10 protein-coding genes and 2 tRNA genes are annotated in these 13,749 nt (G+C 68.7%); 3 read left to right on the top strand and 9 right to left on the bottom strand.

Translation table 11 applies throughout. From position 1 onward, the window contains the following. The first annotated feature begins 54 nt into the window (after nt 1-54). Genes ACX938_RS01465 through ACX938_RS01455 form a run of 3 tightly spaced genes read left to right on the top strand, consistent with a single transcriptional unit; the run spans nt 55 to nt 4,158 of the window. Complete coding sequence (locus ACX938_RS01465) at nt 55-708, top strand: ABC transporter ATP-binding protein (protein WP_459429686.1); 654 nt, start codon at nt 55-57, stop codon at nt 706-708. Then, complete coding sequence (locus tag ACX938_RS01460) at nt 705-3,107, top strand: FtsX-like permease family protein (RefSeq protein ID WP_459429685.1); 2,403 nt, start codon at nt 705-707, stop codon at nt 3,105-3,107. The genes ACX938_RS01465 and ACX938_RS01460 overlap by 4 nt, the downstream gene beginning before the upstream one ends. Then, entirely contained in the window at nt 3,097-4,158 is a 1,062-nt protein-coding gene (locus tag ACX938_RS01455) for a lipocalin-like domain-containing protein (protein ID WP_459429684.1), read from the top strand. The genes ACX938_RS01460 and ACX938_RS01455 overlap by 11 nt, the downstream gene beginning before the upstream one ends. An 84-nt stretch (nt 4,159-4,242) precedes the next feature. On the opposite strand, the gene ACX938_RS01450 is transcribed toward ACX938_RS01455, so the two are convergent. From ACX938_RS01450 to lon, 9 genes are all read right to left on the bottom strand, one after another. Continuing rightward, nucleotides 4,243-5,001 (bottom strand): SDR family NAD(P)-dependent oxidoreductase, encoded by a 759-nt coding sequence (locus ACX938_RS01450; protein WP_459429683.1) that lies wholly within the window; start codon nt 4,999-5,001, stop codon nt 4,243-4,245. 22 nt (nt 5,002-5,023) lie between these two features. Next, nucleotides 5,024-6,340, bottom strand: a complete 1,317-nt coding sequence (locus ACX938_RS01445) for a TRAP transporter large permease (protein ID WP_459429682.1) — start codon at nt 6,338-6,340, stop codon at nt 5,024-5,026. Between the two features lie 4 nt (nt 6,341-6,344). Then, nucleotides 6,345-6,917, bottom strand: coding sequence for a TRAP transporter small permease (locus ACX938_RS01440; protein WP_232752334.1), 573 nt, complete (start codon nt 6,915-6,917; stop codon nt 6,345-6,347). Between the two features lie 55 nt (nt 6,918-6,972). Further along, on the bottom strand, nt 6,973-8,016 hold the full coding sequence (locus tag ACX938_RS01435) for a TRAP transporter substrate-binding protein (RefSeq protein WP_459429681.1): 1,044 nt from the start codon (nt 8,014-8,016) through the stop codon (nt 6,973-6,975). 177 nt (nt 8,017-8,193) lie between these two features. Continuing rightward, the gene (locus tag ACX938_RS01430; protein ID WP_459429680.1) at nt 8,194-8,973 is read right to left on the bottom strand and encodes a hypothetical protein; all 780 of its coding nucleotides are present in this window, start codon (nt 8,971-8,973) and stop codon (nt 8,194-8,196) included. Nucleotides 8,974-9,844: 871 nt separating this feature from the next. Continuing rightward, nucleotides 9,845-9,920, bottom strand: a tRNA-Val gene (locus tag ACX938_RS01425). A 420-nt stretch (nt 9,921-10,340) separates the two neighbouring features. Continuing rightward, a tRNA-Val gene (locus ACX938_RS01420) sits at nt 10,341-10,415 on the bottom strand. A gap of 19 nt (nt 10,416-10,434) precedes the next feature. Then, a complete protein-coding gene (locus tag ACX938_RS01415; RefSeq protein WP_459429679.1) occupies nt 10,435-11,058 on the bottom strand; it encodes an HU family DNA-binding protein in 624 nt (207 codons plus the stop codon). Between the two features lie 152 nt (nt 11,059-11,210). After that, complete coding sequence (gene lon, locus ACX938_RS01410; RefSeq protein WP_459429678.1) at nt 11,211-13,619, bottom strand: endopeptidase La; 2,409 nt, start codon at nt 13,617-13,619, stop codon at nt 11,211-11,213. Nucleotides 13,620-13,749 lie beyond the last annotated feature (130 nt).

The following is a 13,749-nucleotide window of genomic DNA, read 5'->3' as shown; positions in this document are numbered from 1 at the left end:
TTGCCTCGGCCCGCGCCGCCGCTAGCTCCGGGGAAGATGCCAGGACGAGGTGCCATGCTGAGCGCGCGAGACATCCACAAGAGCTATGCCAGCGGCGGCGCGCAGGTCTCGGTCCTGCGCGGCGTCTCGCTCGAGGTCGCCCGGGGCGAGGCGGTGGCGCTGACCGGCGAAAGCGGCTCGGGCAAGTCGACGCTCCTGCATATCCTCGGTTGTCTCGATGCCGCCGACCGGGGGGAGATCACCCTGGCCGACCAGCGCATCGACGGGCTGGGCGAGGCCGCCCGCGCGGAGCTGCGCCGCCGGCGGATCGGCGTTGTGTTCCAAAGCCTGAACCTCATTCCCTCGCTCGACGTGCGGCAGAACCTGGCCTTCCAGGCCCGGCTTGCGGGGCGCGCCGACGCCGCCTGGCAAGCCGACCTGGCCGAGCGGCTGGGGCTGTCCGAACATCTCGACCGCTACCCCGAGGAGCTCTCGGGCGGGCAGCAGCAGCGCGTCGCCATCGGCCGGGCCATCGCCAACCGCCCGGCGCTTCTCCTGGCCGACGAGCCCACCGGCAACCTCGACGAGGAGACCGCCGAACGGGTGCTCGACCTGCTTCTGGAGCTGGCGCGGGAAACCGGCGCGGCCTTCCTCATGGTCACCCATTCGGCCCGCCACGCCGCCCGCATGGACCGGCGGCTCACTCTCGAACAGGGGCGGCTGGCGTGACCCGCGCGGGGCTCTCCGCGCTATTTGCCCATTGGCGGCGGCACCCGCTGCAACTGGCCGCCCTCCTCTTGGGGCTGGCGCTGGCGACCGCGCTCTGGTCCGGGGTGCAGGCGATCAACGCCGAGGCGCGGGCGAGCTACGACCGCGCCGCCGAGACGCTGGGGCAAGGCGCGCTCGACCGGCTGGTCTCGGACCGCGGCCTCGGCATGGCGGAGTTCACCGAGCTGCGCCGCGCGGGCTACCGCGTCACGCCGCTGGTCGAAGGGCGGCTCGAGGTCGGCGGGCGGCGGCTGTCGATCCGCGGCATCGACCCGCTGACCGCCCCGCCCGGGCTTGGCACGCTCGCCATCGCGGGCGACGAGGACGCGCTCGACGGGCTCCTGTCGGAGGCGGGCCTCCTGCTGGTCGCCCCCGAGACCGCCCGCGCGCTCTCGGGCGCCGAGGGGCTGCCGCCCCTGCGCTCCAGCGCCAATATCGCCCAGGGCGAGGCGGTGACCGATGTCGTCACCGCGCAGCGGCTCCTCGGCGTCGAGACACTGACCGCGCTGGTCCTGGCGCCAGGGCAGCCCTTCGGCCTGCCGCCCCTGCGCGAGGCCACGGAGTTCGCCTATGTCGAAGGCCAGTCCGGCGGCGATCTCACCCGGCTGACCGAGAGCTTCCACCTAAACCTGACCGCCTTCGGGCTGCTGTCCTTCGCGGTGGGGCTCTTCATCGTGCAAAGCGCCATCGGGCTGGCCTTCGAGCAACGCCGCCAGACCTTCCGCACGCTGCGCGCGCTGGGGATGCCGCTGGCCCGGCTGATCTGGCTTCTGGCGGGCGAGCTGGCCGGCCTCGCGCTGGTGGCGGGCACCGCGGGCATCGCGCTCGGCTATGTCATCGCGGCGGCGCTGCTCCCGGGCGTGGCGGGCACGCTGCGCGGGCTTTATGGCGCGGATGTCTCGGGGCAGCTCTCCTTCGACCCGCTCTGGGCGGTCTCGGCCCTGGCCATCGCGCTGGCGGGCGCGGGTCTGGCCGGGGCGCAGGCGCTTTGGCGGGTGGCGCGGATGCCGCTTCTCGCGCCCGCCCAGCCGCGCGCCTGGGCCATGGCCTCGGCCCGGACGCTCAAGGCGCAGGGCGCGCTCGCGGGTCTCCTGCTGCTGACGAGCGCCGGGCTCGCGCTTTTGGGCCAGGGGCTGGTCCTGGCCTTCGCCTGTCTCGCGGCACTTCTCATCGGCGCGGCGCTGGCGCTGCCGCCGCTTCTGATCGCGGCGCTCAGGGCGCTCCGCCCGCTGGCGCGCGGGCCGGTCACGGAATGGCTGCTCGCCGATGCGCGCCAGCAGGTGCCCGCGCTCTCGCTGGCGCTCATGGCTCTGCTGCTCGCGCTTTCGGCCAATATCGGCGTCGGCACCATGGTCGGCAGCTTCCGCGCCACCTTCACCGGCTGGCTCGACCAGCGGCTCGCGGCCGAGCTTTACCTGACCGCCCGCACCCCCGAGGAGGCTCGCGAGATCCGCGCCTTCGCCGAAACGCGGAGCGACGCGATCCTGCCGATCTGGTCGGTGGAGACGCAGATCAAGGGACAGCCCACCCAGGTCTTCGGCGTCGCCGACCACGCGACCTACCGCGAGAACTGGCCGCTTCTGAGCGCCGCGCCGGGGGTCTGGGACCGGCTGGCCGCGGGCGAGGGCCTGTTGATCAACGAACAGCTCTGGCGGCGCGAGGGGCTGGAACTGGGCGATCCGATCCGGGTGACGGAGGGACTGAGCCTGCCCGTCGCCGGGGTCTATTCCGACTACGGCAACCCGGCGGGCCAGCTCATGGTCGGGGCCCGGACGCTCGACGCGGCCTTCCCGGGCCGCCCGCGCCTGCGCTTCGCCCTGCGGCTGCCGCCCGAGGAGGCCCCGGCGCTCGCCCGCGAGATCCGCGACCGCTTCGGCCTGCCGCCGGGCAACCTGGTGAACCAGGCCGAGGTCAAGGCGCTCTCGCTCCGGGTTTTCGAGCAGACCTTCCTGGTCACCGGCGCGCTCAACGCGCTGACGCTGGGTGTCGCTGGCTTCGCGATCCTGACGAGCCTCCTGACGCTCTCCACCCTGCGGCTGCCGCAGCTCGCGCCGATCTGGGCGCTGGGGGTCCGGCCGCAACGCCTCGGCGCGCTGGAGGTGGCCCGCACGCTGCTCTTGGCGGCGCTGACCTGGGTGCTCGCTGTGCCCGTCGGGCTGGCGCTGGCCTGGGTGCTCCTCGCCATCGTCAATGTCGAGGCCTTCGGCTGGCGCCTGCCGATGCGGCTCTTCCCCGCCGACTGGCTCTGGCTCGGGCTCGCCGCGCTCGGGGCCGCGGCGCTGGCCTGTCTCTGGCCGGTGATCCGCCTCACCCGCCTGCCCCCGAACCGCCTGCTGAGGGTCTTTGCCAATGAACGTTAAGGCGCTCCTCGCCGCGCTGATGCTCGCCGGGCCGGCCTCGGCCCAGGGCTTCGCGGGTCTCGGCACCGAGGCCCGGGACTTCGCCGTGCCCGACCCCGAGGCCGCGCTGAGTTTCCCCGAGGACCACTTCCCCCACCCCGACTACCGCATCGAATGGTGGTATCTGACCGCCAACCTCGAAGCCCCCGACGGCACCCGCTACGGGGTGCAATGGACGCTCTTCCGCTCGGCCCGAAGCCCCGGCACCGCGCCGGGCTGGGAGGCGGAGCAGCTCTGGATGGGCCATGCGGCGCTGACCTCGGCCGAGGCGCATCGCGTCGACGAACGGCTTGGGCGCGGCGGCACCGGACAGGCGGGCGTCGAACGCCCCTTCGCCGCCTTTATCGACGACTGGGCCTTCGCCTCGATCGCGCCCGAGGGCGCCGACCCGTTCTCCGCCGCGCGGCTCACCGCCCGGGGCGACGATTTCGCCTATGACCTGGCGCTTCGGGCCGAGGGCCCCTTGGTCCTGCAGGGGCAAGAGGGTTATTCGGTGAAATCCCCCGCGGGCCAGGCGAGTTACTACTATTCGCAGCCCTTCTACCGGGTCGAGGGCGCGCTTTCCCTGCCCGGGGGCGAGGTGGCGGTCACCGGGCGGGCCTGGCTCGACCGGGAATGGTCCTCGCAGCCCCTGTCGGAGAACCAGACCGGCTGGGACTGGTTCTCGCTGCATTTCGCGGACGGGGCGAAGCTCATGGGCTTCGGCTTGCGCGAGAGGGACGGCGGGCATTTCACCTCGGCCACCTGGATCGCGCCGGACGGCAGGCCCACGCCCTACGGCGACGGGGCGCTGCGGCTGACCCCGCTCGAAACGGCCGAGGTCGCGGGCCGCGAGGTGCCGGTGCGCTGGCGGTTGGAGCTGCCCGACCGGGGCTTGGAGGTGACAACCGAGCCGCTCAACGAGCAGGCCTGGATGGGCACGCTGTTTCCCTATTGGGAAGGGCCGGTGACGGTCTCGGGCAGCCACGCGGGCGAGGGCTACCTGGAGATGACGGGCTACGGGGCGGAGTAGCACCGGGCGACGTGGGCCACCCATCCTGTCGGCGGTCCCCGCATCGCACCCTCTACCAAAACCGGAAGCCCCCTCCCCCGCGCCTCAGCGCGGCGGCAGCCGCACCGAGCCGTCGAGCCGGATCGTCGTGCCGTTGATATAGGCGTTGCGCACGATGTGCTCGGCCAGATGCGCGTATTCGCCGGGATCGCCCAGCCGCGCCGGGAAGGGGATATTGGCGGTGATCGCCGCCGTCGTCTCCTCGGGCAGGCCCTGCATCATCGGCGTGTTGAAGAGCCCCGGCGCGATGGCCGCGACCCGGATGCCGAGCTTGGCGAGATCCCGCGCCGCCGGCAGGCAGAGCGAGGCGATCGCCCCCTTGGAGGCCGCATAGGCGGTCTGGCCAAGCTGCCCGTCCTCGAAGGCGATGGAGGCGGTGTTGACGATGACACCGCGTTCCTCGCCCTCGGGTTCGAGCTCGGACATGGCGCGGGCGGCATGGCTCATCACGTTGTAGGTGCCGAAGAGATTGACCTTGACGGTCCGCTCGAAGAGGTCGATCGCGAGCTTGCCCTCGCGGCCCACGACGCGCGCCGCCCCGGCGATGCCGGCGCAGTTCACCGCGACGCGCGGCGCGCCGAGCGCCTCGACCACCTGGGCCACGGCGCTTTCGACCGCGCCCGCGTCGGCGACATCCACCTGGAAGGCCCGGCCGCCGATTTCCTCGGCGACGGCCTCTCCGCGCGCGGCGTCGAAGTCGAAGATCGCCACCCGGGCGCCTGCCTGGGCGAAATGGCGGGCGGTGGCCTCTCCGAGGCCGCTGCCGCCGCCGGTCACGATCACGGTGCGGTTTTCGATCAACATGGGGGGTCTCCTAGCTCGAGGGTCAATCCGGCAAGAGGAACAGCGTGATCGCCGGGAAGAGCACCAGGATCGCCACCCGCACGAGGTCGGAGCCGACGAACCAGAGCACCGCGCGATAGGTCGCGGTCATCGGCGTCTCGCGGTCCATGCCGTTGATGATGAAGAGGTTCATGCCCACAGGCGGCGTGATCAGCCCGACCTCGACGACGATCAGCACCAGGATGCCGAACCAGATCGCCATATGCTCCTGGCTCATGCCGAAATCGAGCGCGCTGACGGTGGGAAAGAAGATCGGTATGGTCAGCAGGATCATCGAGAGGCTGTCCATCAGGCAGCCGAAGAGCAGGTAGAAGACCAGGATCATCACCAGCACGGTCCAGGGGCTGAAGCCCTGGCCGACCACCCAGTTCGACAGCTCCTGCGGCACCTGGGTCAGCGCCAGGAAGCCGTTGTAGATCGCGGCCCCCAGGATGATGAAGAAGATCATCGCGGTCGAACGCGCGGTCTCGAGGATGCTTTCCTTGAAGACGCGCCAGCCGAGGTTGCCCGAGACCAGCGCGATGAGCCCGGTGCCCGCGGCGCCGACCGCGGCGCCCTCGGTCGGGGTGAACCAGCCCAGGTAGATGCCGCCCACGACCAGCGCGAAGACCAGGAGCACCGGCCAGACGTCGATCAGCGCGCGCAGCCGCTCGGACATCGGCACCGCCGGGCGGGTGCCCGCCGCATCGGGGTTGAGCCGCACGTAGATCGAGATCGTCAGCATGTAGCCCGCCGCCGCAAGGAGCCCCGGGATGAAGGCCGCGAGGAAGAGCTTGGCGATGTTCTGCTCGGTCAGGATCGCGTAGATCACCAGGATCACCGAAGGCGGGATCAGGATGCCGAGGGTGCCGCCGGCGGCCAGCGTCGCCGTGGAGAAGCCGCCCGAATAGCCGTAGCGTCTGAGCTCCGGCAGGGCCACGCGGCTCATGGTGGCCGCCGTGGCGAGCGAGGAGCCGCAGATCGCCCCGAAGCCCGCGCAGGCCCCGACGGCGGCCATGGCGACCCCGCCCTTGCGGTGCCCGAGCCAGCTTTCCGCCGCCTTGAAAAGCGCCGAGGACATGCCCGAGAGCGTCGCGAACTGCCCCATCAGGAGGAACATCGGGATGATCGAGAGCGAGTAGCTCGAGAAGGTCGTGTAGGTCTCGGTCTTCAGCCGCGACATGAACATGCCCGAGCTGCCGAGCGCGAAATAGAGCCCGCCGATGCCGCAGAGGAACATCGCCAGCCCGATCGGCGCGCGCAGGAAGATCAAAAACAGCAGAACGGGAAACGACAGAAAGCCGAGGGTCAGCATGTCCATGGGCTCAGACGCCCCCTTGTTCGGTCAGATCGTCGTCCTCGCCGCGCAGGAGGCCCCGGACGCGCCGGGCCGCGCAGTAGATCGCCACCAGCGAGGCCACGCAGGCGGCCGCGAAGCTTGCCGCATAAGACCACCAGATCGGGAATTGCAGGATGAAGGTGGTCTGGCCGTTGGAGATCTTGCCCTCCATGCCGACGCCGAGCCGCCAGGTGATCAGCAGGATCACCGCCGAGAGCACCACCTCCCAGAAGGTCACGATGGCCCGCACCGCCGGGCGCGGCAGCGCCGAGACGAAGACATCGACATTGGCATGCGCGCCCGAGAGCTGGCAGATCGGCAGGAAGGCGAAGATGGCGAAGGCCACGCCCGCCTCGACCAGCTCGAAATCGCCGTCGATCGGCCCGACGCCCAGCGCGATCAGCGCCTCGCCGAGACCCGCGGGCAGAAGCCCCGAATGGCCGAGCGTGTTCAACCCGCGGCCGAGAATGCTGAGACAGGCGAGGATCACCAGGGCCGTCAGGACCAGCCCGCCGAGGATCGCCGTCGCGCGCGCCAGGCGCGCGATCAGAATGCCCATGCTGCTTTCCCCCAAAAGCTGCGGGGGCGGTCGCCCGCCCCCGACAGGTCGTCGCTTACTGGCTGTTCTCCTCGATCAGCTCAGCGGCGCGCTGCACCAGCGCCGAGCCGTCCATGCCGGCCTCGTCCATCTCGGCGACCCAATCCTCGGTCACCTGCTGGGCGGCCTCTTTCCAGGGCGCGATCTGCTCGGGCGTGAGCTCGATGATGTTGTTGCCGCGCTCCATGGCCGCCTGGCGGGGGCCGGCGTCGTCGGACTGCATCTGCTTGCCGGCGAAGCCCGAGAACTCGAGGCCCGAGTTGTCGTCGATCACCGCCTTGAGGTCATCGGGCAGCGCGTCGTAGCGGTCCTGGTTCATCGCGAAGATGAAGGTGGTGGTATAGAGCGTCTCGTCGCCGAAGGTGGTGTGGTTCGACACCAGCTCGTTGACCTTGAGCGCGCCGGTCACCTCCCAGGGGATCACCGCGCCGTCGACCACGCCCTTGGAGAGCGCCTCGGGGATCGCCGGGACCGGCATGCCCACGGTGGTGGCGCCGAGGTCCGAGAAGAGCTTGGTGGTCAGGCGCGTCGGCGCCCGCAGCTTCAGCCCGTTCAGGTCCTCGAGGCTTTCCACCGGCTCGGAGGAATGGATCACGCCGGGGCCATGCACCCAGAGGCCGAGGACTTTGAAGTCCGCGAAGTCCTGGTCCATCATGGCTTCCTCGGCGAGCTGCCAATAGGCCCGCGAGACGGCCTCCGCGTCGGTCATGGTGAAGGGCAGCTCGAAGACCTCGGCGCGCGGGAAGCGGCCGGGGGTGTAGCCCGCCACGGTCCAGATCACATCCGCCACGCCGTCGATGGCCTGGTCGATCAGCTCCGGCGGGGTGCCGCCGAGCTGCATCGAGGGGAAGCGCTGGACCTCGATCCGGCCCTCGGAGGCTTCCTCGACGTTGTCGGCCCAGACGTCGAGCACGTTCTTCGGCACATTGGCCTGCGCGGGCAGGAACTGGTGCAGGCGCAGCGTCACCTCCTGCGCCGCGACCGGGCCCGCCGCGGTGAGCGCGGTGCCGAGCGCCGCGGCGCCCATGAGCGAAAGACAGGTTCTGCGAATGATAGGCATCTGGTCTCCTCCCTTGACCATCTCCAGCCCCGTCTTGTGCCGCGGGGCCCTTGATCTGTCTGGGCAGTGTTATGCCGCCCCCCTTGGCACCGCAAATATATTTTTCCTGCCCAAAAATAAGGCGACCGGCGGATAACCCGCCGGTCACAACTGCGTTTCTGACGTCTGCTCAGGTGGTTAGCTGCCGGAGCTTTGCGCCCCTTCCGAGGTGCTCGCGGAGCGCGGCTTGCCGTCGGGGCCGTAGAAGACGATGCGGGTGTCTTCCTGCAGCTCGGCCTGGAGGTCCCCGAAGGCTTCCTGGCGGACCTGCTTTTCAATCTGCGGGCGAACCTCCTCGAGCGGCGGCACCTCGGACTCGGCGTTGGCCTTGATTTCCTCGTAGGTGGATTGCACCGCCTCGTCGGTCACCGCGCCGCTGAGCTCGCGGTCGAGGTAGACCCGCGCGAGGGCGTCGTTCTCGGCCATGTCGCCGTTTTCCTCGATCATCGCCTGGACGTCGCTGTCCTCGGTGGTGATCTCGGCGTCCTGGGCGGCGGTGACCAGCAGTTCGCGCAGGATCAGCTGCTCGACCGCGATGGGCACGATCTGCTCCTGCGGCATCTGGCGGACCTGCTGAGGCAGCGCGGCGATCATCGCCATGACGTCGCCCTCGGTGATCTCGGTCTCGCCGACCATGACCACGAGACGCTCGGGGTCGCCGGCGCTGTCCTGGGCGGGGGCCGCCTGGCCCTGGGCGCTGGTGCCGGCCTGGGCTTCGGTGCTGGCTTCGGCCCCGGTGTCGGCTTCCGCGCCCGCGCCGGAGCCGGTCGCGACATCGGCGGAGCCTTCCGCCTGCATCCCGGCCTCGGCGCCGGCCTTGGTGTCATCCCCGGTCGAATGGCTGGCGGCATAGGCGCCGCTGGACAAGACCAGCGCCAGCGCGGTGACCGGAGCGATGAGACCTGTGTCGATACGCATGTTCCCTCCTCTTTCATGTGGGTGCGATCTGACACCCAACAGGAGCGGGCGGGCGACGTTCCATTACATCGGGGCAATGTGGGGGTGGGGTGGCGGGATGGTGCTGAAGGGGGGGTTAGAAGAGGCTGAGGTGCGGTGAGTGGCGGAGGTCGAGATGCGTTCTGAGGTCCAGCCAAGCGACCGGGCGGGTTAGCTGCCCGGCGCTAAGACCCGCAGTGTGCCGTCCTCCCTAAGCCTCCAGCTTGCGCCGCCCCAATTGGAGGCATCGAAAGCCATCGGGGCTCCACATGCCTGCACCCACCAAATACCCGAACCTTGGAGGAGCCAGATAGATCGAAGCCCTCCCATCGCACCTCCCCTCAAACCCCGCGCCTCTCTTGCGCCCGAATAGCACCGAAGGTGCCGGGCGCGCGCCGGACCGGCCCCTTGGGCCGGCGCTCCTTGGGGTGGCGTGCTAAGCAATCCTCTAGTCCTGACCTAGTTGCGATAAAGCGCATAGCTCAGAGGTCAGCAGCGCCGGCCCCCGGTCCGGCGCGCGCCCTCTGTTGCGAGGGGTGGGAAAGGCTTCAAGTCCAGCAGGACGGGCTATAGCTCCGCTCTGCGTAGCGCTGAGCTACAGGAAGTGAACATTCACCAGATCCGGCACAGCGTATCAGTCCTAATGCTTCGGGCCCGGCACGCCATCGAGAAGGTCGCTCAGTTTCTCGGGCACTCAAATACCCGCATCACCTAGAAGACCTATGCCCGCTTCATGCCGGATCACCTGTCGATACGGCGGAAATCGTGAACTTCGACGGGCTGCGAAAGCTGGGGGCTAGGTTCGATGAACCGCCGCGCACTTCGTGGAAACACGCCAACTTACTGGAAACCATGGTGGGCGGTGAGGGATTCGAACCCCCGACATCTTCGGTGTAAACGAAGCGCTCTACCAGCTGAGCTAACCGCCCCCGATGCGGCCTGCCTTGTAGAGCCGGCGCGGCGAGCGATCAAGCCTCTTCCGGCGGGCTGTGTGGTGTGGTGGTTGAGTTGGGTGGTGGGTCGGCAGAGCGACCTGCGGGAGTGAGGTCTTACGCGTTGAAACTGGGAGTGTCGGAGCGCCGAAGGCGCGCCCGATGAGATTTCGCTGCGTATAGGCTCTCTGTTCAGCTCCCATCTGCGACCGGTTCGGCTCAACTTAGAAAACGGCGCGGGCCGCACGCGCGATCAGAGACCTTTGGACCTCTCGACACCACCAAGCACCCAATCGGCTCCCCCGATAAACAACCCCACACACCTTCCACCAACGCCCCCAAAGACCACCTCACCTCCCCAATCACCCCCAGAAACGACGAAGGCGCGCTCTCTCCGGAGCGCGCCTTCTGAAATCCTGGTGGGTGATAGAAGATTCGAACTTCTGACATCTTCGATGTGAACGAAGCGCTCTACCACTGAGCTAATCACCCGGTGCGGCGTGAATTAGACTCACTCGGCGGGCTGTGCAAGGGGGTCTTTTCCGCCTTTCTGCACTTCCTCGGGCTGGCGCACCTTGGTCACCAGCACCTGGCCGTTGGGAACCTCCTTCACGCGCTGGACCTTCATCTTGCCGAAAGGCTTGAGGTTCAGCTCGCGGCCCTCGGAGAGCGCGCCGCCGAGAATCTCGAGCGCCGCCTCGATCACCGGCTTGACCTCTTTCTTCTTCACCCCGGTGCGGCGGACGATCTTGTCGACCAGTTCGCGCTTCTTCAGGCCGGGCTGCTGGGCGGGCGGCAGGACCGAGGGGTCGAGCGTGGCCGCCACGGCGAGGTCGAGCTCGGCCTCGGGGTCGTCCGGGCTGGCGGCGGGGTCGTCCGACGCGGCACCGTCTGACGCGACAGCCGCGCCTTCTGCGTCGGACGCAACAGGTTCAGCGTCGCCGGCGGGCGCGCTCTCCGCACCATCACCGCTTGCCGCCTCGGCTGCGAGCTCCGTTGCAGGCGCCATCGCGCCCCCCGCAGCTTCGCCGCCCGCGCGCGCATTTGCATCGCCCACGTCCGCGCCCGCACCGGCCCCGTCCGCATCGGCGCCCTCCGCCGGCCACGTCTCATCTCCTGATCTCTGCTCGCTCATCTCGCGTCCCTCTGTCGTCCCCGGGGCCTTCCACGCCCCTGTTCTGGGGCGGCAGCCTAACAGAGCCCCGCCCGGCCCCCCAAAGAAAAAGCGCCGCGAGGGGTCCCCCGCGGCGCCTTGCATCTGTCAGGGCCCGAAGCCCGAAGCGAGGCTCAGTGCGCGACCGCGCCGGTCTCGGCCTCGGACTTCTTCAGAGCCTCGTGGGCGGCGGCCTCCTCGGCCTCCTCGTCCCATTCGACCGGCTCGGGCTTGGAGATCAGCGCCTTCTCGAGCACCTCGGAGACGTGATCGACCGGGATGATCTCGAGCCCGTCCTTCACGTTGTCGGGCAGCTCGGAGAGGTCCTTCTCGTTCTCCTTCGGGATGAAGACCGTGGTGATCCCGCCCCGGAGCGCGGCGAGGAGCTTCTCCTTCAGGCCGCCGATCGCCAGCGCGTTGCCGCGCAGCGTCACCTCGCCGGTCATCGCGATGTCCTTGCGGACCGGGATGCCGGTCAGCACCGAGACGATCGAGGTCACCATGGCCAGACCCGCCGAGGGGCCGTCCTTGGGCGTGGCGCCCTCGGGCACGTGGACGTGGATGTCCCACTTCTCGAAGCGCGGCGGCTTCACCCCGATCCGGGGCGAGATCGACCGCACGTAGGAAGAGGCCGCGTCGATCGACTCCTTCATCACGTCACCGAGCTTGCCGGTGGTCTTCATCCGGCCCTTGCCCGGCAGGCGCAGCGCCTCGATCTGCAGAAGGTCGCCGCCGACCGAGGTATAGGCCAGCCCGGTCACCACGCCGATCTGGTTCTCCTGCTCGGCGAGGCCATAGCGGTGCCGCCGGACGCCGAGGTAGTCCGACAGGTTGTCGGGTTCCACGGTGACCTTGTCGGACTCCTTCTTGACGATCTTGGTGACCGCCTTGCGCGCCAGCTTCGCCAGCTCGCGCTCGAGGTTCCGCACCCCCGCCTCGCGGGTGTAGTAGCGGATGACATCGGTCAGCGCGCCGTCGGTGACCTCGAACTCGCCCTTCTTCAGGCCGTGGTTCTTCACCTGCTTGCTGATCAGGTGACGCTTGGCGATCTCGGCCTTCTCGTCCTCGGTGTAGCCCGAGAGCGGGATGATCTCCATCCGGTCGAGCAGCGGCCCCGGCATGTTGTAGGAGTTCGCCGTGGTCAGGAACATCACGTTCGAAAGGTCGTATTCCACCTCGAGGTAATGGTCGACGAAGGTCGCGTTCTGCTCGGGGTCGAGCACCTCGAGCATGGCGCTGGCCGGGTCGCCGCGGAAGTCCTGTCCCATCTTGTCGATTTCATCGAGCAGGATCAGCGGGTTGGTGGTCTTGGCCTTCTTCAGCGCCTGGATGATCTTGCCCGGCATCGAGCCGATGTAGGTCCGGCGGTGACCGCGGATCTCGGACTCGTCGCGCACGCCGCCCAGCGAGATGCGGATGAACTCGCGTCCCGTGGCCTTGGCGACCGATTTGCCCAGCGAGGTCTTGCCCACGCCCGGAGGGCCGACGAGGCACATGATCGGCCCCTTCAGCTTCTTCGAGCGCTGCTGCACCGCGAGGTATTCGACGATGCGCTCCTTCACCTTCTCGAGGCTGTAGTGATCGTCATCGAGGATCTTCTGGGCGCGGCCCAGGTCCTTCTTGACCCGGGACTTGGTGCCCCAGGGGATCGACAGCATCCAGTCGAGGTAGTTGCGCACCACGGTCGCCTCGGCGGACATGGGCGACATGTTCTTGAGCTTCTTGATCTCCGCGTCGGCCTTTTCGCGGGCCTCCTTGGAGAGCTTCGTCTCGGAGACGCGCTTCTCCAGCTCGGCGACCTCGTTCTGGCCGTCCTCGCCGTCGCCCAGCTCCTTCTGAATGGCCTTCATCTGCTCATTCAGGTAATACTCGCGCTGGGTGCGCTCCATCTGGCTCTTGACGCGGGTCTTGATCTTCTTCTCGACCTGCAGGACGGACATTTCCCCCTGCATGTGGCCGTAGACCTTCTCGAGCCGCTCGGAGATCGAGAGGGTCTCCAGAAGCTCCTGCTTCTGCGCCACGTCGATGCCCAGGTGCCCGGCCACGAGGTCCGCGAGCTTGGCGGCATCGGTGGTCTCGGAGACGGCCGAGAGCGCCTCTTCGGGGATGTTCTTCTTGACCTTGGCGTAGCGCTCGAACTCGTCGGCGACGGTGTTCACCAGCGCCTCGATCGTGGTCTCGTCGCCGGTCGTCTCGTCGAGATATTCGGCGGAGGCCTCGAAGAAGGTCTCGTTGTCGGTGAACTTGTCGATGCGCACCCGGGCCTGGCCCTCGACCAGCACCTTCACGGTGCCGTCGGGCAGCTTCAGGAGTTGCAACACATTGGCCAGCACGCCGGCGCGGTAGATCCGGTCGCTGGTGGGATCGTCCTCGGCGGGATCGATCTGGCTGGCAAGCAGGATCTGCTTGTCGTCGGCCATCACCTCTTCCAGCGCGCGGACCGATTTCTCGCGCCCCACGAAGAGCGGCACGATCATATGCGGAAACACCACGATGTCACGCAGCGGCAGCACCGGATAGGATGTGTTGAGGGAATGTTCCATTTGGCTTCCTTCTGCTCGGCAAGACGGCGGGGCCCCGATTGTCGGCAGCACTGACCGTCTCCTGTCCTGGACAAGGGACGTGTGGTCGAGGCTAACGCTTTTCAAGCGCGACTGACCAGCGGGATTCTGT

The organism is Roseivivax sp. (genome assembly GCF_054552075.1).
The sequence above is the reverse complement of the archived record's forward strand: the minus strand, read 5'-3'. Positions and strand labels throughout refer to the sequence as shown.